Consider the following 23,565-nt stretch of genomic DNA (forward strand, 5'->3'; position numbering starts at 1 on the left):
GCCTACGCCGGCGGCGATCGCGACGGCACCGGCGAGCATGAACCCGCGTGCCTCCACGCCGGCGACGACATCGAACGCGTCGGCGAACGGCTCGATCACCGCGTCGACGACGGCTCGGAGCGCGGCGGCATCCGCCATCAGCGGCGAGATGTCGCGGAACAGGATGCCGGGTTCGGGAAAATCGGGGATCGTCGCGATGAGCGACTCGGCGCGCGCGAGGGCCTCTGAGGTCACCGGTCCAGGCTACGCGCCGCACACGACCCGGTTCGCAACTCCGGAGTTTCTGCGCCTCCCGCTCCTCCACGGCCGCGTTTCCGCCTCCCCGCCCACAGATCTCCGGAGTTGTGCCCCGCAACCGGGAGGTCGACACGACCGAACCCACCCGAGCAACCCGAGTCGATCTATGCGCAAGCGCTTGCGCTATGCTGGATGCCATGACGTCGCAGCTGACCTCTCCCGCCCCCGATCTCGCCGACAGCCGCCCTGGCGCGGAATGGTGGCGCACCACCGTGATCTACCAGATCTATCCCCGTTCGTTCGCCGACGCCTCGGGCGACGGCATCGGCGATCTGCCCGGTGTGACCGCCCACCTCGACGATCTGACCTCTCTCGGCGTCGACGCGATCTGGCTGAGCCCCTTCTACCGGTCGCCGCAGAAGGACGCCGGATACGACGTCGCCGACTACTGCGACGTCGACCCGCTGTTCGGCACCCTCACCGACTTCGACGCGATGCTGGATGCCGCGCACGCCCGCGGCATCCGCGTGATCGTCGACCTTGTGCCGAACCACAGCTCCGACCGGCACGTCTGGTTCCAGGAGGCGCTCGCCTCCGCCCCCGGCAGCACCGCGCGCGGGCGGTACCTGTTCCGCGACGGCGCGGGCGAGAACGGCGAACTCCCGCCGAACAACTGGGAGTCGGTCTTCGGAGGCCCGGCCTGGACCCGGGTGACCGAGCCGGACGGCACGCCCGGCCAGTGGTACCTGCACCTGTTCGACACGAGCCAGCCCGATTTCGACTGGTCGAACCCCGAGGTGCAGGAGTCGTTCCGCGGCATCCTGCGCTTCTGGCTCGACCGCGGCGTCGACGGGTTCCGGGTCGACGTCGCGCACGGGCTCGTGAAGACTGACGGCCTCCCCGACCACCTGCCGCCGGTCGACGGAGACAGCATGGGCGGTCACGACGAGGCGCCGTACTGGGGCCAGGAGGGCGTGCACGAGATCTACCGCGACTGGCACCGGGTGCTCGCGGAGTACGACGGCGACCGGGCGCTCTGCGCCGAGGCGTGGCTGCCGACCGTCGACCGCACCGCCGAGTGGGTGCGCTCCGACGAGATGCACCAGGCGTTCAACTTCCCCTATCTCATGACCGAGTGGCAGGCACCCGCCATCCGCGAAGTGATCTCCGAGTCGCTGCGCGCCTTCCCGGCGGTCGGCGCGCCCGCGACCTGGGTGCTCTCGAACCACGACGTCGTGCGCCACGCATCGCGTCTGGCTCTCACGGCCGAGAACCCGCAGGGGCACGGCATCGGTCCGGACTCGCCCGGTCAGCCGATCCCCGACCTGGGCCTGCGCCGCGCCCGCGCCGCCACGTCGATCATGCTCGCCCTGCCCGGCTCGGCGTACCTGTACCAGGGCGAAGAGCTCGGCCTGCCCGAGGTCATCGACCTGCCCGACGCGGCCCGGCAGGATCCGACGTGGTTCCGCACCGACGGTGAGCGCTACGGCCGTGACGGATGCCGCGTGCCGATCCCCTGGACGGCGTCGGCTCCGGCGTACGGCTTCGGGCCCGCCGATGGCTCGGGCGCATCGTGGCTGCCGCAGCCCGCCGAGTGGGAGACCCTGGCCCGCGACGTGCAGGAGGACGACCCCGACTCGACCCTGTGGCTGTACCGGGAACTCCTGGCGACGCGCCGCGCCGAAGACCTCGGAGCCGGCTCCCTGACCTGGCTCCACGGCTACGAGGACGACGTCATCGCCTTCCGCAACGGCGAGGTCACCGTGATCGCCAACCTCGGCACCCGCCCCCTGCCCCTCCCCTCCGGCACCGTGCTCGTCGCGAGCGAGCCGATCGCGGGGGCGGAGCTGCCCGTCGACACCGCCGTGTGGCTGCGGGCGGAGTGACCGGGCGCTGACGTGACGAGTCTCGACGACGTCGCCCGCGCCGCAGGGGTCTCGACCGCGACCGCGTCTCGTGCCCTCAGCGGGCGCGGGCGCATCTCGGCCGCGACCCGCGCGCGCGTGCGCGCCGCCGCCGAGGCGCTCGGCTACGTGGCATCCGCCACGGCGTCGTCGCTCGCCTCGGGCCGTGCCCAGAACATCGGCGTGGTCGTGCCGATCATGGACCGCTGGTTCTTCGCCAGCGTCCTCGACGGCATCGCGACCCGCCTCGCCCCCCGCGGCTACGACCTGACGCTGTACAACCTCACCGATGACCCCGATCAGCGCCGTCGCCTGTTCGACACGTCGCTGCGGCGCGGGCGGGTCGACGGCGTCATCGTCTTGTCGGTCGCCCTGACCGACGACGAGATCGCCGCCCTCGGCGGCCTCGGACGGCCGGTGCTGGGGCTCGGCGTGCCGCGCGGCGGGCTGCCGGCGCTGCGGGTCGACGACACCGCGGTGGGCCGTGCCGCGACCGAACACCTGCTCGGTCTCGGTCACCGCCGCATCGCGCACATCGGGCAGAGCGTGACGACGGATGCCGCGGGGACACCCGGGCGCACGCCCGACGTCGACATCCCCACGCGACGCCGTCGGGGTTTCGAGGCGGCGATGGCCGATGCCGGCGCCCCGGCCGCGGTCTTCGTTCCGGCGGATTTCACCGTGGCGGGCGGTCACGACGCCGCCGCGCGTCTGCTCGATGGGGACGAGCCGCCGACGGCGATCTTCGCCGCGTCGGACGAGATGGCCTACGGCGTGCTCACCGCCGCCCGGGAACGCGATGTCCACGTGCCTCGCGACCTCTCGGTGATCGGCGTCGACGGCCACGACCTGGGGGGCCTGTTCGAGCTGACGACGATCGACCAGTTCCCGCATGCACAGGGCGAACGCGCCGCCGAGGCGATGCTGGCGATGCTGGGCGATCAGGCCGCCGCGGGGGAGGGCGCCGCGGCATCCGACGCCGACTCGCCGCGCCGCACCGAGGCATCCGAGCCCGCTCTGCCGTTCTCGCTCGTCGTCCGCGGCACGACCGCGCCGCCGCGGGGCTGATCCGCGGGCTTCCCGACCGGGGCACCGAGCTGTCCGGCACCGCCCCCGGGGCCCCACGTAGGCTCGGGGCATGAGCATCGACCTCGAAGCCCTCTACATCGACCTGCATCGCCACCCCGAGCTCTCCTTCCAGGAGACACGGACCGCCGGCGTCGTCGCCCGCGAGCTCGCGGCACTCGGGCTCGACTACGTCGAGGGTCTCGGCAAGACGGGCGTCGCGACGAGCATCACGGGCACGGCGCCGGGCGAGGGCCCCGTCGTGTGGCTGCGCGCCGACATGGACGGCCTGCCCGTCGAAGAGCAGACCGGGCTCGCCTACGCGAGCACGGCGCGCGGCGTCGACCCGGCGGGTACCGACGTGCCGGTGATGCACGCCTGCGGTCACGACATGCACATCACGGCGCTGCTCGGCGCGCTCGAGAAGCTTCTCGCGACCCGCGACGAGTGGTCCGGAACCGTCGTCGCGGTCTTCCAGCCGGCCGAGGAGTACGGCGCCGGATCGCAGGCGATGATCGCCGACGGCGTGCTCGACCGCTTCCCCCGCCCCGACATCGTGCTCGGCCAGCACCTGACGCCGCTGCCCGCCGGCACGATCGGCGTGCGCCCGGGGACGCAGATGGCGGCATCCGACGGCCTCACGGTGCGTCTGCTGGGTCGCGGCGGGCACGGCTCGCGCCCGCACGCGACGATCGATCCGGTCGTGATGGCGGCGGCGACCGTCATGCGTCTGCAGACGATCGTCTCGCGCGAGATCGACCCGCGCGAGATGGCGGTCGTGACCGTCGGCTCGATCCACGCCGGACTGAAGAACAACATCATCCCCGCCGAGGCGAAGCTCGAGCTGAGCCTGCGCTACCCCGACGACGAGGCCCGCGCCGACGTCCTGGCGCGGGTCGAGCGCATCGTGCGGGCCGAAGCCCAGGCATCCGGCGCGAAACAGGAGCCCGTGATCACGACGGACCACTCGCTGCCCCCGACGATCAACGACGCGGATGCCACGGCGCGACTCACCGCCGCGTGGAACCGCGCCTTCGGCGAGGGCACCGTGATCGACCCCGGCATGTTCACCGGCAGCGAGGACGTCTCGTGGTTCGCCCGCGAGGCGGGCGCGCCGCTCGTCTTCTGGTTCTGGGGCGGCGTCGACCCGCAGACATTCGCGGATGCCGTGGCCCGGGGCACCCTCAACGAAGACATCCCGACCAACCACTCCCCCCACTTCGCGCCGATTCTGCACCCCACGATCGAGCGCGGTGTGGACGCCCTCGTCGTCGCCGCCCGGGAATTCCTCGCGTGAGCCTCGAAGACCTCTTCGGCGCGGGTGCGGGCGACGACCCGCCCCGCCGCGAGCCTCAACCGACTCGCGAGGCTCGACCGGCCCGCGAGCCCGAGCCCCCGCGCGAACCGAAACCCCCACGCACCCCCAAGCCTCCGCGCGAGGCGGGCTCGGACGGGGGCGACGGGTCGCGCACGCCGCTGATCCTGGCGATCGTCGCCGGCGTGCTGGCGGTCGCCGTCGTCGTGACGCTCGGGTTCGCGCTCACCCGGGGCGGGCCGACCGACGCCGACCCGGCGCCGCCGGCGAGCACCGACACGGCCGCCCCCGGCACGCCCACCTCGTCGCCGACGCCCTCGCCGACCCCCACCCGCACACCCGTCGCGCTCGACTTCTCGGCGACCGGGTTCGCCCTCGCCGACGCGACGGGCACACCGGTGTTCACGTACGCGTGGACCGACGATGCGAAGAAGGCCGTCACGGCGCTGTCGGCCGCCTTCGGCGCACAGCCCACGCAGCGCGTCGAACCGGGCGACGGCTCGCACTACCCCGACTACACGGTCTACCAGTGGGAGGGCTTCATGCTCTTCGACATGATCGAGACTCCCGGCGGCACGCCCCGTGCGCAGTACCCGCAGCCCTCGTACACGCTGTTCTCACGCAACCAGGTGGGCGGCATCGAGATGGTCGCCGAACACGGCCTGACGATCGGGATGACGGTCGACGCGGTGCGCGCCCTGCGGCCCGACGTCGAGATCCCCCGCGGCAACGTGGGCGCGATCCGGTTCGTCTTCGACACCGCCCGCACGAACGCCGCCGGGGCGCCGCAGTACAGCGCGATCGCCGACACCAACGGGTCGGTCATCACCGCGATCCTGTCGTTCCGCTACTCGCCGCTCTGACCCGACGCGGCGCCCGTGACCGCCGCCTCGTCGGGCTCACGGGCATCCGTCAGCCGCTGTCCCGACACCACCCCGGGAAGGCCTCGCCCCCCGGCCGTCGTGAAGACGAGCACGACGGATGCCACGACGAACGCGAACTGCAGCGCGGACCATCCGGCGGGAAGCAGCCCCAGCAGCACGTACCCGCCGACGCCGCCGAGGAAGCGCAGGGGGCGCGCCAGCGCCGCGGGGAGTCGCCCTCCCCGGTAGCGCAGCTCGACGGCGAGGTCTCCGATCGAGCGCCCCGTCCACAACACGACCGTGAGCCAGACGGCCAGAGGTGCGACCGTCGCCGCGACCGACCCCGCGCCGCCGTCGAGCACGGCATCGCGATCGCGCACGACGTACGCGATCCACACCTGCACCGCGGTCTCGGCGGCGAACGCCACCAGGAAGCCGCCCAGCGCGTCGCACACCATCGCCAGCAGCCGCCGGCCGCGCGTGACCGGACGCGGGCGGCCCGCGGCATCCACCGAGGCGCTGCCCCGCAGCCGTCGGGGAACGATGAGCGCGAGGAGCGAACCGAGCACGGCGCCCACAGTGTTGGTGAGCAGGTCGTCGACGTCGAACACGCGGTACGCGCACGGGTACACGCCCCAGACCCCGGTGAGCTGCGTCGTCTCGATGACGAGCGAGATGCCGAACCCGACCCCGAGCGCCACGAGGATGCCTCGACCGCCGAGCACGCGCAGGAAGAATCCGAGCGGCACGAACAGCAGCACGTTGAGGGCCAGCTGCAGCACCGCGACATCGGTCAGGCTGCGTGCCGCGCCCAGGTCGTGGACGAACGCCGTGACGTCCAGATTGACTCCCGCGCAGACGTAATTCTCGGCGTCGGGGAGGGGAAGCAGCGTGTACGTCCAGATGGCCCAGAAGTAGACGAGAGCCGCCGCCCACAGCATGAATCGCCCAAGCGTCAGGCCGCCGCGACGGCGGTAGCTCACCGCGACGAACGGAACGAACAGCGCCACACCCACGACGGCGCCGAGAGCGATCGCGACGGCTCCGGAGAGGACCTCGTTTCCCATGTGTCGATCCTCGCAGGCGCCTGGATTGCGCGCGGACGCGCCAGGGCGTAATGTCGCCCGCCGTGACCGATGACAAGTCCCCGGCGGCCGAGGAGACACCGATCGCCAAACGCATCCTCATCGGAGAGCCGCTGACGAGCGAAGAACTCGAAGGACAGCTGCTCCCGAAGAAGATGGCGCTGCCGATCTTCGCCTCCGACGCGCTGTCGTCGGTGGCGTACGCGCCGCAGGAGCTGCTCATGATCCTGCTCATCGGCGGAACGGCGTTCCTCGCCTTCAGCCCGTGGGTCGCGGCGGCCGTCGTCGCCCTGCTCGTGGTCGTCGTGCTGAGCTACCGGCAGCTCATCAAGGCCTACCCGTCGGGCGGTGGCGACTACGAGGTCGCACGCACCAACCTCGGCGAGAAGGCGGGCGTCATCGTCGCCGCGGCGCTGCTCGTCGACTACATCCTGACGGTCGCGGTGTCGGTGGCATCCGGTGTCGACAACATCATCTCGGCCATCCCGGGCCTCGACACCTGGCGCGTCGAACTCGCCGTCGGGTTCGTGATCCTCATCATCCTCGTGAACCTGCGCGGTGTGCGCGAGGCGTCCTCCGCCTTCGCCATCCCCACGTACGTGTTCATCGGTTCGGTGCTGCTGATGATCGTCACCGGGCTCGTGCGCTGGGGTCTGGGGGATGCCCCGATCGCCGAGAGCGCCCAGTACGCCGTCAAGGCCGAAGACCTCACGCAGGCCGCGGTCATCCTGCTGATCCTGCGCGCATTCTCGAGCGGCTGTTCGGCGCTGACCGGCGTCGAGGCCGTCTCGAACGGCGTTCCCGCCTTCCGCAAGCCCAAGGTGCGCAACGCGCAGACGACCCTCGTCCTGATGGGGTCGATCGCGATCGTGATGTTCGCGGGCCTCACCCTGCTCGCCCTCGTCGCCGGCGTCCACTACGCCGAAGACCCGTGCCACCTCGTCGGCTTCGACTGCGCCGCCGCGGTGCAGCCGAGCCTCATGGCGCAGGTCGCCGCCGCGACGTTCGGGCAGGGCAGCATCCTCTTCTTCGTCATCCAGGCCGCGACCGCCGCGGTGCTGCTGCTGGCCGCGAACACGGCCTTCAACGGCTTCCCGCTGCTCGGCTCGGTGCTCGCCCGCGACCACTACGCGCCCAAGGCGCTGAACACGCGCGGCGACCGGCTCGTGTACTCCAACGGCATGATCATCCTGGGCCTTGCCGCCGTGCTCGTGCTCGTGATCTTCCAGGCGAAGCTGACGACCCTCATCCAGCTGTACATCATCGGCGTGTTCGTCTCGTTCTCGCTCGGCCAGATCGGCATGGTCAAGCACTGGCGGCGCGAGCTGAAGCTGCTCTCGCCCAAGGCGACCGCCGCCCGGCGCGAGGCCTACAGCGGACTGTTCATCAACTCGCTCGGCGCGACCTTCACGGTCGTCGTGCTCGTCATCGTGACGATCACGAAGTTCACGCACGGCGCGTGGCTGGTGTTCCTCGCGATCCCGATCCTGTCGTTCCTCATGATCGGCGTGCACCGGTACTACCGCGATGTCGCGCACGAGATCTCGATGGACGACGACGTGCACTACGGGTCGTCCGGCGACGTCGCCCTCATCCTCGTCGGCACGCTGCAGAAGCCCGTCGCGAAGGCGATCGACTACGCCCTCGCCGCGCGGCACGACAAGACCCTGGCCGTGCACGTCGCCGTCACCCCCGAAGAGGCGCGCGAGGTGCAGGACGAGTGGGAGTTCCACAAGATGCCGGTGCCGCTCGTGGTGATCCAGTCGCCCTACCGGCAGTACGCACCCCCGCTGGCCCGCTTCATCAACCAGTACCGCGAGAAGCACGGCTCGTCGGTCGTGACCGTGTATCTGCCGCAGTACATCGTCGGCCACTGGTGGGAGGGCATGCTGCACAACCGCCGCGCCCGCCGCATCGCCCAGCAGCTGATGCTCGTGCACGGCGTGCAGATCACGCTCGTGCCGTGGCTGCTCGACTCGTCGGAAGTCATCTACGGCCGCCGCTCGCGCCCCCTGCCCGGCGACGACCGCGCCGGACGCATCGCCGGCTACGGCCTGGTCGCCCACACCGACGACCAGCCGTAGCCCGGGCTCTCGCCCCGGCCAGCGCCCTCGGAGGCGCCGAACCGCGGGTCGTGCGGCCGGGCATCCGCACAGTGGCGCCTCCGAACCGGAGCGCGCGGGCGCGGGGGCGCGCGTTGCGGGGCGGGTCAGCGGGATGCCAGGAGCAGCGCCTCGCGGCGAGACGCCAGGCTCGCCAGGCGCTCGGCCACCGCGAGGCGACGCTCGGCGAGGCTCTTCTCGAGCTCACTGAGCCGCACCCGCAGGTCGAGGGATTCCTCCCGTGCGCGGGCGATGCGGTCCCGCACCATCCAGTCGCTGACGATGTTGTCGAAGACGACGTCGAACACGGCCAGAGACGACGACATCTCGACGCCGCGCACCGGCCCCGCACCCACGTCGCGCAGCTCGATGGTCAGGCGCTCCAGCGCCCGGTTGACGCGTTGGAACGCCGCGGATGCCTCGTCGATGCGGCCGTGCTTCATCGCGTCGGCGAAGAACCCGCCGCCGAAGAACGTGTCGTACGTCGACCATCCGCCCGCGCTCTCGAGCTTCTCGAAGGCGATGCGCAAGGCATCCGTCGCGACCGCGAGCGCCGCGATCGCCTCGTCGATCTCGCGCAGAGCGTCGGATGCCTCGCCGATCTCGCGAGCGATCAACGCGAGCTCGTCGACGCCGGGCCCGCCGTGGCCGCGCACCACGCGTTCGTGTGCGGCGAGCGTGAAGGCGTAGGCCGACTCGACGTCGCCGAGGGCGTCGCGGTCGGCGACGAGACGCGCCAGTTCGCCGCGTGCACTGTCGAGGCGCTGGGCTGCGTTCAAGACCGCGCGGCGGGCGACATCCCGTTCCGCCTGCTCCCGGGCGAGGCGATCCTCCGCGTCCCCGCGCACCAGCGCCCACAGGCGCGAGGGCGACATCTTCTCGTAGCGACGGACGTCGGACTCCTCGACCCGCAGACGCGCCTGCAGCTGCGTCAGCTCGGCACTGCGGGCATCCGCCAGAGCCAGGGCGGCGGCGACCTGCTCGTCCAGCCGCACTCGGTGCGTTCGGTCTTCTGCCGCACGACGCAGGGCGGCCGCGGATGCCTCGAGCTCGCTCATCCACCCAGGGTGGCACGTCTCGCCCGCCCGCGCTCCCGCGCGCCGTCGCCTCTGCACCTGGCGTTCAGAGGCGCCGATCTGCGGCCTCCGAGCCTCCGCACCCGCAGGACGGCGCCTTCGAACAGTCCGGGGCCCGAGGCCCGGGCCTCAGGGGCAGGGGGCAGGGGGCAGGGGGCAGGGGGCAGGGGGGCAGGGGGCAGGGGGCAGGGGGGCAGGCATACACCCGGCGCGGAGCCGAGCACGAGCGCGGGGATTAGCCTAAGAGGGTGACTTCTGCGCCTGCGTCTTCCGCCGCCGCGACCGCACCGGCCGCCGCGCGGTCGCAGTGCGACCCGCTCGACGCCGCGGCGATCGCGAAGGACTTCCCGATCCTGGCCGAGCAGGTGAACGGGCATCCGCTCGTCTACCTCGACTCCGCCGCGACCAGTCAGCGCCCTCGCGCCGCCCTCGACGCCGAGCGCGACTTCCTCGAGCACGCGAACGCCGCCGTGCACCGCGGTGCCCACACGCTCGCCGCCGAGGCGACGGAGCTGTTCGAGGATGCCCGGGCCGCCGTCGCCGGGTTCGTCGGAGCCGCCCCGGAACAGCTCGTCTGGACCAGCGGCGCCACGATGGGCCTCAACCTCGTCGCGTACTCGATCGGCAACGCGTCGGTCGGACGGGGGGCGCCGGCATCCGCAGGTCTTGCCCTGCGCCCCGGCGATGAGATCGTCACGACCGCGATCGAGCACCACGCGAACCTCATCCCCTGGCAGGAGCTCGCCGCCCGCACCGGCGCGGTGCTCCGCCACATCCCGGCGCACGACGACGGCACGCTCGATCTCGACGCGGCCGCCGAGCTCATCGGCGAGCGCACGCGCATCGTCGCGTTCACGCACGTCTCGAACGTGCTCGGCATCGTGAACCCGATCGCCGAGCTCATCGCGCTCGCGCAGCGGGTCGGCGCGCTGACGGTGATGGATGCCTGCCAGTCGGCTCCGCATCTGTCGCTCGATCTCCCGGCGCTCGGCGTCGACCTGGCCGTCTTCAGCGGGCACAAGATGCTCGGCCCCTACGGCGTCGGCGGGCTGTACGGGCGCGCCGAGGTGCTCGAGGCGATGCCGCCGTTCCTCACCGGCGGGTCGATGATCACGACCGTCACCCTCGATCACGCCGAGTACCTGCCGCCGCCGCAGCGGTTCGAGGCGGGCACGCAGCCCATCGGCCCCGCCATCGGGCTCGCCGCCGCCGTCCGCTACCTCGACGGCATCGGTCTCGATCGCATCCATGCCCACGAGAGCATGCTCGCCGAGCGCATGCGGGCGGGACTCGTCGAGATCCCCGGCATCCGACTGCTGGGCGACGCGGCGGGCGCCCCGCGGGTCGGTCTCTGGGCGTTCGACGTCGAGGGCGTGCACGCGCACGACGCCGGGCAGTTCCTCGATGCGCGCGGCGTCGCGGTGCGAGTGGGGCACCACTGTGCGGCGCCCCTGCACACCAGGTACGGTGTGACGGCGTCGGTGCGAGCCTCGGCGGCGCTATACAACACCACCGGCGACATCGACACGTTCCTGGATGCCGTCAGCGGCATCCGCCCCTACTTCGGACTCTGACGGCCCCACAGGGCGCCGGCATCCGACCCCCACACGCTCCACCCCGACACCGACGCCCGCCATCTCGAAGAAAAGGCGACCCCGACCATGAGCGACCTCGACGCCCTCTACCGCGAACTGATCCTGGATCATTCCAAGCATCCGCAGCACTTCGGGCTGTCCGACGAGGGCGACGCCCCCGCCGCGGCCGGCTCGTACGGCACCTCGTACCAGAAGAACCCCGTGTGCGGCGATGAGATCACCCTGCGCGCCCTCGTCGACGGCGAGCGCGTCGCCGACGTCGCGTGGGAGGGGCGCGGCTGCTCGATCTCGCAGGCATCCGCCTCGATGCTCGCCGACCTGATCGCCGAGGAGGGCCTCACCCGCGCCGAGACGGTCGCCCTCATCGAGGGGTTCCGCGAGGCGCTGCGCTCGCGCGGGCAGCTCGAGCTCGACGAGGAGGTCTACGGCGATGCGGCAGCGCTGTCCGGGGTCTCGAAGTTCTCGGCTCGCGTCAAGTGCGCGATGCTCGCGTGGGTCGCGCTCGAGGATGCGATCGCGAAGGCATGAGCGCGCAGAACGTTCCCCACGTCGTCATCGTCGGCGGCGGTTTCGCCGGCATCGCCGCGGCCCGCGCCCTCCGGAACGCCCCCGTGCGGGTGACCCTCATCGACCGGCGCGTGTACAACACGTTCCAGCCGCTGCTTTACCAGGTGGCGACGGGCGGACTGAATCCGGGCGATGTCACGCACTTCCTGCGGAGCCTGCGGATCGCCCAGAAGAACCTCGAGATCGTCCACGAACACCTCATGGAGATCGAGACGGATGCCCGCACGGTGCGCCTTCTCGACGGGCAGGAGCTCTCGTACGACTACCTGCTGCTCGCGAACGGCGTGACCACCGCCTACCACGGCACACCGGGCGCGAAGGAGAACTCGTTCGCGGTCTACTCGCGGTCGCAGGCGATCGCGATCCGCGACACCCTCTTCACGCGCCTGGAGCGCGCCGCCGCCGACGCGGATCGCACCCGCGGCCTGTCCGTGGTCGTCATCGGCGGCGGCCCCACGGGCGTCGAGATGGCGGGCGCCCTCGCCGAGCTGCGCGACCAGGGTCTCGATCCGGCCTACCCCGAGCTCCACGGCGACGCGTTCCGCATCACGCTGGTGCAGCGCAGCGAGATCCTGAAGCCGTTCCTGCCGAAGCTGCGCGTCTACGCGGCGGAGCAGCTGCGCCGCCGCCACGTCGATCTGCGCCTGGGCGCTGGGGTCGACGAGGTCTGCGCGGACGCCGTGCGCCTGTCGGACGGCACGGTGCTGCCGTCCGACCTCACGATCTGGGCGACCGGCGTCGCCCCGCACGAAGAGGTACGCGAGTGGAGCCTGCCCCTCGACAAGGGCGACCGCATCCGCGTCGGCGAGGATCTGCAGGTCGAGGGCCTGCCCGGCGTGTTCGCCGCGGGCGATGTCGCGATCTGCCCGCAGGACTTCCCCCAGCTCGCGCAGCCGGCGATCCAGGGCGGTCAGCACGTAGCGCGCCAGATCGTGCGCCTGATCGCCGGGCAGCCCACCGTGCCCTTCGAGTACTGGGACAAGGGCCAGCTCGCCATCATCGGCCGCCGCGCGGCGATCGGCGAGGTGCCCGGCATCTCGCAGCTGCCGGTACTGCACCAGATCGGCTTCCTCGGCCGCATCCCGCTGCTGCGCAGACTCATCCCGCTCACGGGCCGCATGGCGTGGGCCACCTGGCTGTTCGTGCACATCACGAGCCTGCTCGGCCCGCGGAACAAGATGACCGTGATGATGGGTCTCGTCGCGCGCTACGGCGTGCGCCTGCACCGTGCGCCCGTGCCGATCGTCGGCGATGTGCCGGCGATCCGGCCCTCCAAGGCCGAGCGCCGCCGTCTCACCACGACGCAGCAGGCCGCCGTCGATGCCGCCGTGGCCGAGGACGCCGGCTGACGCCGCACCCCGAGCCGTCGCACCGGCCCCCGTTCGCCTCGCGAGCGGGGGCCGGTGCCGTTTCGGTCGCGCACGTGAGGATGGCGTAGGGACGGCGTCGCGATCCGTAGGGAAACCGTGAGGATGCCGCCGCGCGGGCATCCGTCGGAGTTGTATCGGATGCCGTGCCCACCGCGGGCACCCGCCCCCTCACGCGAGGCGGACAGCGTCTGGAGTCCCCCGTTGCTCGATGTGATCTACATCCTCACGGCGTTCGCGGTCTTCGCGGTCGTCGGCCTGGTCGCGCGGGGGGTGGAGCGCCTCGTGCCGCAGGAGGACGCCTCCGTCCGCCGCGGTGGTGCGGCGCGGCGCGATCCGTCGCCGTCAGCGGCAGCGACGCCGGAGGCGACCCGATGATCGTGTTCTCGGTGATCGCGGCCGTGCTCGGCGTCGCCGCCGTCGTCTACCTCGTCGTCGCCCTCGTGACGCCGGAGCGGTTCTGATGGATGCCGCGACCGTGTGGCTCGGCGTGCTGCAGATCGCCGCTCTGGTCCTCGTCCTCGCTCTGCTCTACCGCCCCGTCGGCGATCTGATGCACCGCGTGTTCACGACCACGAAGGACGCCCGCGTCGAGCGCGGACTATACCGCGTGATCGGCGTCGACCCGCGCGCCGAGCAGACCTGGCAGGCGTACCTGCGGGGTGTTCTGGCGTTCTCGCTGATCGGCGTGCTGTTCGTCTACGCGCTGCAGCGGCTGCAGGGTGCACTCCCCGCCTCGCTCGGCCTGCCGGCGGTTCCCGAGGGCCTGGCGTTCAACACCGCGGCATCCTTCGTCGCGAACACCGACTGGCAGTCGTACTCGCCCGAGACGACCATGGGGTATCTCGTGCAGGCGACCGGCCTCGCGGTGCAGAACTTCGTGTCGGCAGCGGTGGGCATCGCGGTCGCGATCGCGCTCGTGCGCGGACTCTCGCGCCGCGGCGCAGCCACGATCGGCAACTTCTGGGTCGACCTCACCCGCGCCGTCGGCCGCATCCTGCTGCCCCTCGCGATCGTCGGCGCGATCGTCCTCATCGCCGGCGGGGTGATTCAGAACCTCTCCGGCTTCACGCAGGTGGCCACCCTCACCGGCGGCTCACAGACGATCCCGGGCGGGCCCGTCGCCTCTCAGGAGGCCATCAAGCTGCTCGGCACGAACGGCGGCGGCTTCTTCAACGCGAACTCGGCGCACCCGTTCGAGAACCCGACGCCGTGGACGAACCTGTTCCAGTTGCTGCTGATCCTCGTGATCCCCGTGGCTCTGCCGCGCACCTTCGGGCGAATGGTCGGCGACGACCGGCAGGGCTACGCGATCCTCGCCGTCATGTCGACGCTCGCGATCGCGTCGATCGCGGCCGTCACCTGGCTCGAGGCGGCCGGGAACGGGGTCGCGCCCCAGCTCGCCGGTGCGGCGATGGAGGGCAAGGAACAGCGCTTCGGCGTCTTCGGGTCCTCCTTGTACGCCGCCGTGACGACCCTCACCTCGACGGGTGCCGTCAACTCGATGCACGACTCGTACACGCCGCTGGGCGGCATGATCCCGCTGCTGAACATGATGCTGGGCGAGGTGGCGCCCGGCGGCGTCGGTTCGGGGCTGTACGGCATGCTCGTGCTCGCCGTCATCGCGGTCTTCGTCGGGGGGCTGCTCGTCGGGCGGACGCCCGAGTACCTCGGCAAGAAGATCGGGCCCGCCGAGATCAAGCTCGCGAGCCTGTACATCCTGGTGACACCGACGCTCGTCCTCGCCGGAACGGCGCTGAGCTTCGCGATCCCCGCGGTGCGCGCCGACGTCGAGGCGACCTCGATCCTCAACCCGGGCGTGCACGGCATGACCGAGGTGCTCTACGCGTTCACGTCGGCCGCGAACAACAACGGCTCCGCGTTCGCGGGGCTCACTGCCAACACTCCGTGGTTCAACACGGCGCTCGGCATCGTGATGCTGCTCGGGCGCTTCCTGCCGATCGTGCTCGTGCTGGCCCTCGCCGGATCGTTCGCCCGTCAGCAGGTCGTGCCCGCCGGGGCGGGCACCCTTCCCACCCATCGACCGCAGTTCGTCGGGCTGCTGGCCGTCGTCGCGGTCGTCATCACCGCCCTCACCTACTTCCCCGTTCTCACGCTGGGTCCCCTGGCGGAAGGTCTCGTCTGACATGAACATCACCGATCACACCCACACCCCCCTCGCCTCGGCGGTCGGCAGTTCGTCGCAGGCGGACGGCGCCGGCACGCATGCCACCCGCACGACGCGCCCGGCCCCGCGCGCCTTCGGTGTCGCCCAGCTCGCCCAGGCGCTGCCCGGCGCGGTCCGCCGGCTGAACCCCGCACAGCTGTGGCGGAACCCCGTCATGTTCCTCGTCTGGGCCGGCGCCGCCCTCACCACCGCGATCGCGGTCGCCGAGCCGTTCCTCGGCGGCCCCGAGCCCTCGGGCGGATCGCCCGTGCCGGCGGGCTTCACGTGGGGCATCGCGATCTGGCTGTGGCTCACGGTCCTGTTCGCCAACCTCGCCGAGTCGGTCGCCGAGGGGCGCGGGCGGGCGCAGGCGCAAGCGCTGCGGCAGACCCGCACGTCGACGCTCGCGCACCGGGTGCGCGGCGACCACGCGGAGACGGATGCCGAGGCATCCGCCGCGGGCACCGACGACGTCGCGTCGTCCGAGCTCACCCTCGGCGATGTCGTGATCTCTCGGCGGGCGAGCTGATCCCCGGCGACGGCGACATCGTCGCCGGCATCGCCACGGTCGACGAGTCGGCGATCACGGGCGAATCCGCACCCGTCGTGCGCGAATCGGGCGGCGACCGCAGCGCCGTCACGGGCGGCACGCGGGTGCTGAGCGACCGGATCGTCGTGCGGATCACCTCGCGCCCCGGCGAGACCTTCGTCGACCGCATGATCGCCCTCGTCGAAGGCGCCAGCCGCCAGCGCACGCCCAACGAGATCGCGCTGAACATCCTGCTCGCGAGCCTCTCGATCGTCTTCGTCGTCGTGGTGCTGACGCTGAACCCGATCGCCTCGTACGTCGCGAGCCCCGTCAGTATCCCGGTGCTGATCGCGCTGTTGGTGTGCCTCATCCCGACGACGATCGGGGCGCTCCTGTCGGCCATCGGCATCGCGGGCATGGACCGCCTCGTGCAGCGCAACGTCCTGGCGATGTCGGGGCGCGCGGTCGAGGCTGCCGGCGACGTCACGACCCTCCTCCTCGACAAGACCGGCACGATCACCTACGGAAACCGCCGTGCGAGCGCCTTCCGCCCCCTCACGGGCATCGACGAGAGCGAGCTGGCGCGCACCGCCGCCCTCACCTCTCTGTCCGACCCGACTCCCGAGGGCGTCTCGATCGTCGAGCTCGCCGCGGCCCGTGGGGTGCACATCGATGCGCCGTCGGATGCCACGCCGGTGCCGTTCACGGCCCAGACCCGCATGAGCGGGCTCGATCTGCCCGGCGGCACCCAGATCCGCAAAGGCGCCGGCAGCGCCGTGCTGGCCTGGCTCGACGCAGAGGGGCACGCACCGTCGCCCGAGCAGCGGGCCGAACTCCTCCAGATCACCGATGCGATCGCCCAGTCCGGCGGAACCCCGCTGGTGGTCGCCGTGCTCGACCCCCGATCTGGAGGAGTTCCGCTCGGCGTCGTGCACCTGAAGGACGTCGTCAAAGAGGGGCTGACGGAGCGGTTCGCCGAGCTGCGGGCCATGGGCATCCGCACCGTCATGATCACGGGCGACAACCCGCTCACCGCCCGCGCCATCGCGGCCGAGGCGGGGGTCGACGACTTCCTGGCCGAGGCGACCCCGGAAGACAAGCTCGCCCTCATCCAGCGTGAGCAGGCCGGGGGCGCGCTCGTCGCGATGACCGGCGACGGGACGAATGACGCCCCCGCGCTCGCGCAGGCCGACGTCGGCGTCGCGATGAACACGGGCACCTCGGCGGCGAAAGAGGCCGGCAACATGGTCGACCTCGACTCCGACCCGACGAAGCTCATCGACATCGTGCGCATCGGCAAGCAGCTGCTCATCACGCGGGGCGCCCTCACGACGTTCTCGCTTGCGAACGACATCGCCAAGTACTTCGCGATCATCCCCGCGATGTTCCTCGGGGTCTTCCCCGGGCTCGCGGCGCTGAACGTCATGCAGCTGCACTCCCCGGCATCCGCCGTCACGAGCGCGATCGTCTTCAACGCGATCATCATCGTGATCCTGATCCCGCTCGCCCTGCGCGGCGTACGGTACCGGCCGGCGAGCGCCTCGCAGATCCTGGGTCGGAACCTGCTCGTCTACGGCCTCGGCGGCGTCATCGCCCCGTTCGTCGGCATCAAGCTCATCGACCTCGTCGTCAGCCTCATTCCGGGCTTCTGAGCCCACCCTCGGAGGAGATCATCATGTCCCGCACCCGTCCTCTGCTGCGCGCGACCGGCGTCGGCATCCGCGCGATGCTCGTCGCCACCCTCGTGCTCGGCGTCGGCTACACCGCCCTCATCACCGCGTTCGGGCAGCTCGTCCTGCCCGCGCAGGCGAACGGCTCGCCCCTCTCCGACGATGAGGGAACCGTCGTCGGCTCGGCGCTGATCGGTCAGTCCTTCACGGATGCCGACGGCGCGGCGCTGCCTGGCTACTTCCAGAGCCGGCCGTCCGCCGCGGGCTCGGGCTACGACGGCGGGGCGTCGTCGGGGTCGAACCTCGGCCCGACGAATCCCGACCTCGTCTCGGCGATCGCCGAGCGGCGCACCGCGATCGCCGCCCGCGAGGGCATGCCCGAGGCCGCCGTGCCCGCCGACGCCGTCACCGCCTCGGCGTCGGGACTCGACCCCGACATCTCGGTCGCCTACGCCCTGCTGCAGGCTCCCCGCGTGGCCGCGGCGCGGGGGATGTCGGTCGCCGACGTCGAGCGGCTCGTCGCCGCGCACACCACCGCGCGCGATCTCGGCTTTCTCGGTGAGATGCGCGTCAACGTCCTCGCCCTGAACCTCGCCCTCGACACCCGGCACTGACGTGGACGACGCGAGAGCGCCCGGGCCGGCGGCCGAGGCTGCGGAACTAGGGTGAACGCATGAGACGCGGCAGGCTCCGGGTGCTGCTGGGTGCCGCCCCGGGTGTCGGCAAGACGTACGAGATGCTCGAAGAGGGGCGCCGACTGCTCCTCGAGGGGCACGACGTCGTCATCGGCGTCGTCGAGACCCACGGCCGCGCCGCCACCGCCGCGCAGGCCGAGGGGCTGCCGTCCGTGCCGCTGCGCGTCGCCCGGCATCGCGGGGTGGAGCTGCACGAGCTCGACCTCGACGCGGTGCTCGAGCGGCATCCGGACCTCGTCCTCGTCGACGAGCTCGCCCATACGAACGCACCGGGCTCGCGTCACGACAAGCGCTGGCGAGACGTCGAGGCGATCCGCGACGCGGGCATCGACGTGATCACGACCGTCAACGTGCAGCACATCGACTCGCTCGGGCAGGCGGTCGCGCAGATCACGGGCGTCGCGCAGCGAGAGACGGTGCCGGATGCCGTGGTGCGCAGTGCCGATCAGATCGAGGTCGTCGACCTGGCCCCCCAGTCGCTGCGCGACCGTCTGGCGGCCGGCCACGTCTACCCGGCGGAGCGGATCGACGCCGCACTGTCGAACTATTTCCGGCTGGGCAATCTCACGGCGCTGCGCGAACTCGCCCTGCTCTGGCTCGCCGACGAGGTCGACAGCGCTCTGCAGCTCTACCGCGACGAGCACGGCATCACGGATGTCTGGCAGGCGCGCGAGCGGGTCGTCGTCGCCCTCACCGGCGGCCCCGAGGGCGAGACGCTGCTGCGCCGCGGCGCGCGGATCGCGGCGCGGGCCGCGGGCGGTGAACTGCTGGCCGTGCACGTGACGAGCCACGACGGGCTGCGCGGCGCGGCGCCCGGTGCGCTGCTGGCCCAGCGGGCGCTCGTCGAGTCGCTCGGCGGCACGTACCACCAGGTCGTCGGCGACGACACGCCGCGCACGCTGGTGCAGTTCGCACGGTCGGTCAATGCGACCCAGCTCGTCCTCGGCGCGAGCCGCCGCAGCCGCCTCTCGGCGGCGGTGACGGGGCCCGGCATAGGCGCCACGGTCATCCGCGAATCGGGCGACATCGACGTGCACATCGTCACGCACGCCGCCGCGGCGGGACGCGCTCGGCTGCCGCGTCTCACGCGCGGGGCCCTGAGCGTGCGCCGCCGCGTGTACGGCTTCGTCGTGGCGGTCCTGGGCGGTCCGCTGCTGTCGTGGCTGCTGTTCGCGACCTCGAACGACGAGACGATCACTTCGGACGTGCTCGCCTATCAGCTGCTGGTCGTCGTCGTCGCCCTCGTCGGCGGCATCTGGCCCGCCCTGTTCGCCGCCGTGCTGTCGGGGTTCACCCTCGACTACCTGTTCATCGACCCGCGGTACACCGTCACGATCGACAATCCCCTGCACGCGCTGTCGCTGGCGCTCTACGTCGTCATCGCGGTGCTCGTCAGCTGGATCGTCGACCAGGCGGCGCGGCGCACCCGCGTCGCCCGCCGCGCGGCCGCCGAGTCGGAGCTGCTGGCCACCGTGTCGGGCAGCGTGCTGCGGGGTGAGAGTGCGCTCGCGGCGCTCGTCAGCCGCACGCGCGAGGCGTTCGGCCTGGCGGGCGTCCGCCTCGTCGACGGCGCGGGCCGGACGATCGCGAGCGACGGCGAGGCGCCGGCGGGCGCCGAGGCGGGCGAGACGCGTACCGGCGAGGCCGCGGGCGGCACGGACGACGGGGCCGCGGGCGTGGCCCGCGTGCAACGGGTGGCGATCCCGGTCGCGCCGGGCGAGGGGGAACGGATGCCCCTGACCCTCGAGCTCCACGGCGACGCGATCGGGGGTGACGAGCGTCGACTGCTGGACGTCATCGCGACGCAGGTCGCGGCGGCGGCCGAGCAGGGCGAGCTCACCGCCGCGGCGCGCGACGCAGGCATCCTCGCCGAGACCGACCGTGTACGCACGGCGCTGCTGTCGGCCGTGAGCCACGACGTGCGCCGGCCCCTCGCGGCCGCCCTCGCCGCCGTCGGCGGTCTTCGACTCGCGGGTGACACGCTGTCGCCCTCGGATCGCGACGAGCTGCTCGCGACCGCCGACGAGAGCCTCGCGACGCTGTCGTCTCTCGTCACCGACCTGCTCGACGTCAGTCGGGTCGAGGCCGGTGTGCTCGCCGTCTCGACGACGGCGGTGGAGCTCGCCGACGTCGTCCTCCTGGCGGCGGACGAACTCGGGCTCGGTCCCGACACCCTCGACCTGGCGCTCGATCCGCTGCTGCCCGCCGCCCGCGCCGACGCGGCCCTGCTGCAGCGGGTCGTCGTGAACCTGCTCGCCAACGCACGCCGGCACTCCCCCGAGGGAATGCGCGTCCGCGCGGCATCCAGCGTCTTCGGCGAGCGCGTCGAACTGCGCATCGTCGACCACGGCCCCGGTGTGCCGCCCGAGCGCCACGGCGACCTGTTCGCGCCGTTCCAGCGGCTCGGCGACACCGACAACACGACCGGCCTCGGCCTCGGTCTCGCCCTGTCGAAGGGATTCACCGAGGGCATGGGCGGCGAGCTGCGCCCCGAAGACACCCCCGGGGGAGGATTGACCATGGTGGTCGCGCTTCCGGTGGCCGCGGCGGGGGCGACCGCACCAGCCACCGATTCGCACGAAGGGACGCCATGAGGATCCTGATCGCCGACGACGACCCGCAGCTCGTGCGGGCCCTGCGGATCACGCTCGGCGCGCACGGCTACGACGTGGTGACGGCCGTCGACGGTGCTGCCGCGATCGCCGCCGCCGCGCAGTCGCGCCCCGACCTCGTGATGCTCGATCTCGGCATGCCGGCCCTCGACGGCGTGCAGGTCATCCACGCGCTGCGCGGGTGGACCGACGTGCCGATCATCGTCGTGTCGGGCCGCACCGGCTCGGCCGACAAGGTCGACGCGTTGGATGCCGGTGCCGACGACTTCGTCACGAAGCCGTTCCAGGTCGACGAACTCCTCGCCCGCCTGCGGGCGCTCGCCCGCCGCACCGGGGGTCGCAGCGGGGCATCCGCCACCCCCGTCGTCCACTTCGGCGACGTCGAGGTCGACCTCGCCGAGACGCGCGCGACACGGGCGGGCGCACCCGTCCACCTCACGCCGACGGAGTGGCGGATGCTGGAGTTCCTCGCCCGGAACCCGGGCGCCCTCGTCACCCGCCAGACGCTTCTGAAGGAGATCTGGGGCACCGACCAGGTCGCCGACTCGGGCTACCTGCGGCTGTACATGTCGCAGCTGCGCAAGAAGCTCGAGCGCGACCCGGCGCACCCCCGGCATCTGCTCACCGAGCAGGGCATGGGGTACCGGCTCGTGCTCGATCCCGCCTGAGGCGGACCGCCGGCGGCGGACCCGAGCCGCGCTCGCCGCGGGCGGTCCGTGCCCGTCAGGCGCCGGAGCGGACCACGTTCTCGAGGCGCGCGTACGAGGCCTCCATGCCGTCGGTCATTCCGGTCGCGAGGATCATGTCGCGGGTGTCCTTATCGGGGTACTCGATGAGGAGGGTGAGCAGCGTCGCGCCGTCTTCTTCGTAGAGCTGCAGGTCGTTGAGGGTCGACGGGCCGTCGGTGCCGATCATCTTCTCGGTCGTGACGGCGCGACGGATCGGGTCGCTGAGCACCGTCTCACCCTCGAAACCGAACCGGGTCGACTCGTCGTCGCTCTGCTGCCAGACGTAGCGGTAGGTGTCGCCCACCTGGCATTCGATCAGCTGCCAGCCGTCGGGGCCGAGCAGCCACCGCCGCAGCAGCTCGGGCTCGTGGTGGGCACGCCAGACGAGCTCTCGCGGGCCGTCGATGAGCCGGGTGATCCGCACGTGCGTGTCGGTCAGCAGCTCGGTGCGGGTGCCCGCGCCCTGCGCGTAGGAACGGAGGTCCTGCAGCACGGCATCCAGCTGACCCATCGCGAGGCGGGTGCCCTCGACCATCCCCATGCCGACGGCCTGCTCGAGGGATTCGAGAGAGGTGAAGTAGGTCACGCCGTCGAATCGGGTGCGGTCGCCGTCGGCGGTGAAGGAGAAGACCATGCGCATCGCCGGCATCCCCTCGACGAGCGCGCCGTTCTCGTCGGCGAACCCGTCGAGCACCTCGAATGCGTCGGGCGCGTCGATGCGCACGAACTCCCAACGTCCGCGCGAGCTCTCGCCGCGCGGACCCGTCATGGCGTACTGCGCGAGCCCGCCCGGGGTGAAGTCGAACTGCGTGAAGGTCGCGGGCCACCCGGGAGGGCCCCAGAAGCGCTCGAGCTGACGCGGGTCGGTGAAGGTCGACCAGACGCGCTCGAGCGGAGCGTGGAACTCGGCGGCGATCGTCATGGTGAGCGAGTCGGGATCGGGGGTGATGTCGATGACGGGCATGTCAGTCTCCTGGGACGGGGTTGGGTTCGCGGGTGTCGTGAGGTTCGCGGGGTGTGCGGGTGGATGCCGGTTCGGCCAGCAGGGCGTCGAGGCGGTCGATGCGCGAGCGCCAGAGGTCTTCGTAGCGGGCGAGGAGCGCCCGGGCGCGGGCGATCATGCGCGGGTCGGCGCGCACGAGGCGCTCGCGTCCTTCGGCACGCTTGATGACGAGGCCGGCGGCCTCGAGGACGGCGATGTGCTTCTGCACCGCGGCGAACGACATGTCGTAGTCCGCGGCGAGCGCCGACACCGACTGCTCGTCGAGGATCGTGCGCCGCAGGATGTCGCGCCGCGTCGCCGCCGCCAGGGCCTGGAACAGCCGGTCGGTCTCATCGTCGCTCAACTCAGTTTGTACAACCATTTGGTTGCACGTTAGGGCGTCGCGTGGGCGGTGTCAAGAGGGCGGCGGGTGTCGATGTCTGCGGACCAGCCCGGGCCGAACTCCTCCATTTCGGTTCGCCGCACCGCGACGCGCCGTCTGTGGACGCCGCCTTGCCCGAAAGTGGAGGAGTTGCGGCCGGCTCAGCGCCAGCCCACCGCGCCGCCAGCCCACCGCGCCGCCGACCCGCCGGCGCGACCACCCACCTCGGCCGCGCCCCAGTTCAGGCGGCGCAGGCGATGCAGGTCGTGGCCATCGGGCGCGCCTCGAGCCGTGCGGGTGCGATGGCGCGACCGCACACGACGCAGGTGCCGTACGAACCGGCATCCAGCCGCGCGAGCGCGGCGTCGACCTCGGCGCGCTCGTCGAGCACCGAACGGCGCAGGGCGTCGAGCCGCTGCCACTCGCCCGAGAGCGTCGAGCCTTCCGGGTCGTGCTCGTCGTCGGCGGTCGCGGCCGAGCGGTCGGCGCGCACGGCATCGTCGTCGGCGTCGAGCCGCGCCAGCAGGGCGTCGAGCTCGCGCCGCCGCACGGAGAGGACGTCGCGGGACATGCCCCGAGGGTACGTCAGCTCTCCCCCGCCGGGACGCACGAGGGGCGCACCCG

19 protein-coding genes and 2 pseudogenes are annotated in these 23,565 nt (G+C 72.0%); 15 read left to right on the top strand and 6 right to left on the bottom strand.

The annotated features are described in order from the left end of the window. Positions 1–234, bottom strand: a pseudogene (locus JOE64_RS00005) (adenine phosphoribosyltransferase); the annotation flags it as partial. Positions 235–434: 200 nt separating this feature from the next. Between JOE64_RS00005 and JOE64_RS00010 the strand changes: the two are divergent. The 4 genes from JOE64_RS00010 (at position 435) to JOE64_RS00025 (ending at position 5,384) form a co-directional block, all read left to right on the top strand. Beyond that, a complete protein-coding gene (locus JOE64_RS00010; protein WP_204962367.1) occupies positions 435–2,123 on the top strand; it encodes a glycoside hydrolase family 13 protein in 1,689 nt (562 codons plus the stop codon). A gap of 12 nt (positions 2,124–2,135) precedes the next feature. Further along, on the top strand, positions 2,136–3,209 hold the full coding sequence (locus JOE64_RS00015; protein ID WP_204962368.1) for a LacI family DNA-binding transcriptional regulator: 1,074 nt from the start codon (positions 2,136–2,138) through the stop codon (positions 3,207–3,209). A gap of 70 nt (positions 3,210–3,279) precedes the next feature. Next, on the top strand, positions 3,280–4,503 hold the full coding sequence (locus JOE64_RS00020; protein ID WP_204962369.1) for an amidohydrolase: 1,224 nt from the start codon (positions 3,280–3,282) through the stop codon (positions 4,501–4,503). Then, positions 4,500–5,384: a hypothetical protein gene (locus tag JOE64_RS00025; RefSeq protein ID WP_204962370.1), complete on the top strand. Its 885-nt coding sequence runs from the start codon at positions 4,500–4,502 to the stop codon at positions 5,382–5,384. The genes JOE64_RS00020 and JOE64_RS00025 overlap by 4 nt, the downstream gene beginning before the upstream one ends. Here the strand turns inward: JOE64_RS00025 and JOE64_RS00030 are convergent. Then, a complete protein-coding gene (locus tag JOE64_RS00030; RefSeq protein ID WP_204962371.1) occupies positions 5,369–6,451 on the bottom strand; it encodes a VanZ family protein in 1,083 nt (360 codons plus the stop codon). The genes JOE64_RS00025 and JOE64_RS00030 overlap by 16 nt on opposite strands. Positions 6,452–6,501: 50 nt before the next feature. Between JOE64_RS00030 and JOE64_RS00035 the strand changes: the two genes are divergently transcribed. After that, positions 6,502–8,553: an APC family permease gene (locus JOE64_RS00035; protein ID WP_204962372.1), complete on the top strand. Its 2,052-nt coding sequence runs from the start codon at positions 6,502–6,504 to the stop codon at positions 8,551–8,553. A 125-nt stretch (positions 8,554–8,678) separates the two neighbouring features. Here JOE64_RS00035 and JOE64_RS00040 read toward each other — a convergent pair whose 3' ends face one another. Continuing rightward, positions 8,679–9,629 carry a hypothetical protein gene (locus JOE64_RS00040; protein WP_204962373.1) on the bottom strand — a complete coding sequence of 317 codons (951 nt, stop codon included), beginning with the start codon at positions 9,627–9,629 and terminating at the stop codon, positions 8,679–8,681. 266 nt (positions 9,630–9,895) lie between these two features. Between JOE64_RS00040 and JOE64_RS00045 the strand changes: the two genes are divergently transcribed. From JOE64_RS00045 to JOE64_RS00090, 10 genes and pseudogenes are all read left to right on the top strand, one after another. Further along, complete coding sequence (locus tag JOE64_RS00045) at positions 9,896–11,221, top strand: SufS family cysteine desulfurase (RefSeq protein WP_204962374.1); 1,326 nt, start codon at positions 9,896–9,898, stop codon at positions 11,219–11,221. A gap of 87 nt (positions 11,222–11,308) precedes the next feature. Beyond that, a complete protein-coding gene (sufU, locus tag JOE64_RS00050; protein WP_204962375.1) occupies positions 11,309–11,770 on the top strand; it encodes a Fe-S cluster assembly sulfur transfer protein SufU in 462 nt (153 codons plus the stop codon). Then, positions 11,767–13,158 carry an NAD(P)/FAD-dependent oxidoreductase gene (locus JOE64_RS00055; RefSeq protein ID WP_204962376.1) on the top strand — a complete coding sequence of 464 codons (1,392 nt, stop codon included), beginning with the start codon at positions 11,767–11,769 and terminating at the stop codon, positions 13,156–13,158. Before sufU ends, JOE64_RS00055 begins: the two co-directional genes overlap by 4 nt. Before the next feature lie 222 nt (positions 13,159–13,380). Continuing rightward, positions 13,381–13,554 (top strand): hypothetical protein, encoded by a 174-nt coding sequence (locus JOE64_RS00060; protein ID WP_204962377.1) that lies wholly within the window; start codon positions 13,381–13,383, stop codon positions 13,552–13,554. Beyond that, the gene (locus JOE64_RS00065; protein WP_204962378.1) at positions 13,551–13,640 is read left to right on the top strand and encodes a potassium-transporting ATPase subunit F; all 90 of its coding nucleotides are present in this window, start codon (positions 13,551–13,553) and stop codon (positions 13,638–13,640) included. Before JOE64_RS00060 ends, JOE64_RS00065 begins: the two co-directional genes overlap by 4 nt. Continuing rightward, positions 13,640–15,322: a potassium-transporting ATPase subunit KdpA gene (gene kdpA / locus JOE64_RS00070; protein WP_204962379.1), complete on the top strand. Its 1,683-nt coding sequence runs from the start codon at positions 13,640–13,642 to the stop codon at positions 15,320–15,322. Before JOE64_RS00065 ends, kdpA begins: the two co-directional genes overlap by 1 nt. A gap of 1 nt (position 15,323) precedes the next feature. Next, positions 15,324–17,524 (top strand): annotated as a pseudogene (gene kdpB, locus JOE64_RS00075) (potassium-transporting ATPase subunit KdpB). 23 nt (positions 17,525–17,547) lie between these two features. After that, on the top strand, positions 17,548–18,156 hold the full coding sequence (gene kdpC / locus JOE64_RS00080) for a K(+)-transporting ATPase subunit C (RefSeq protein ID WP_204962380.1): 609 nt from the start codon (positions 17,548–17,550) through the stop codon (positions 18,154–18,156). Between the two features lie 59 nt (positions 18,157–18,215). Beyond that, positions 18,216–20,831 carry a sensor histidine kinase gene (locus JOE64_RS00085; RefSeq protein WP_204962381.1) on the top strand — a complete coding sequence of 872 codons (2,616 nt, stop codon included), beginning with the start codon at positions 18,216–18,218 and terminating at the stop codon, positions 20,829–20,831. After that, positions 20,828–21,517: a response regulator gene (locus tag JOE64_RS00090; protein ID WP_204962382.1), complete on the top strand. Its 690-nt coding sequence runs from the start codon at positions 20,828–20,830 to the stop codon at positions 21,515–21,517. The genes JOE64_RS00085 and JOE64_RS00090 overlap by 4 nt, the downstream gene beginning before the upstream one ends. A 55-nt stretch (positions 21,518–21,572) precedes the next feature. Here JOE64_RS00090 and JOE64_RS00095 read toward each other — a convergent pair whose 3' ends face one another. The 3 genes from JOE64_RS00095 to JOE64_RS00105 all read right to left on the bottom strand — a co-directional run bounded on the left by JOE64_RS00095 (position 21,573) and on the right by JOE64_RS00105 (position 23,512). Continuing rightward, positions 21,573–22,541 (bottom strand): SRPBCC family protein, encoded by a 969-nt coding sequence (locus JOE64_RS00095; protein WP_204962383.1) that lies wholly within the window; start codon positions 22,539–22,541, stop codon positions 21,573–21,575. A 1-nt stretch (position 22,542) separates the two neighbouring features. After that, the gene (locus JOE64_RS00100) at positions 22,543–22,941 is read right to left on the bottom strand and encodes an ArsR/SmtB family transcription factor (RefSeq protein ID WP_204962384.1); all 399 of its coding nucleotides are present in this window, start codon (positions 22,939–22,941) and stop codon (positions 22,543–22,545) included. A 241-nt stretch (positions 22,942–23,182) separates the two neighbouring features. Next, on the bottom strand, positions 23,183–23,512 hold the full coding sequence (locus JOE64_RS00105; RefSeq protein WP_204962385.1) for a TraR/DksA family transcriptional regulator: 330 nt from the start codon (positions 23,510–23,512) through the stop codon (positions 23,183–23,185). Between the last annotated feature and the right edge of the window lie 53 nt (positions 23,513–23,565).

This window comes from Microbacterium dextranolyticum, assembly GCF_016907295.1.
In the GTDB taxonomy this organism is placed as follows: domain Bacteria; phylum Actinomycetota; class Actinomycetes; order Actinomycetales; family Microbacteriaceae; genus Microbacterium; species Microbacterium dextranolyticum.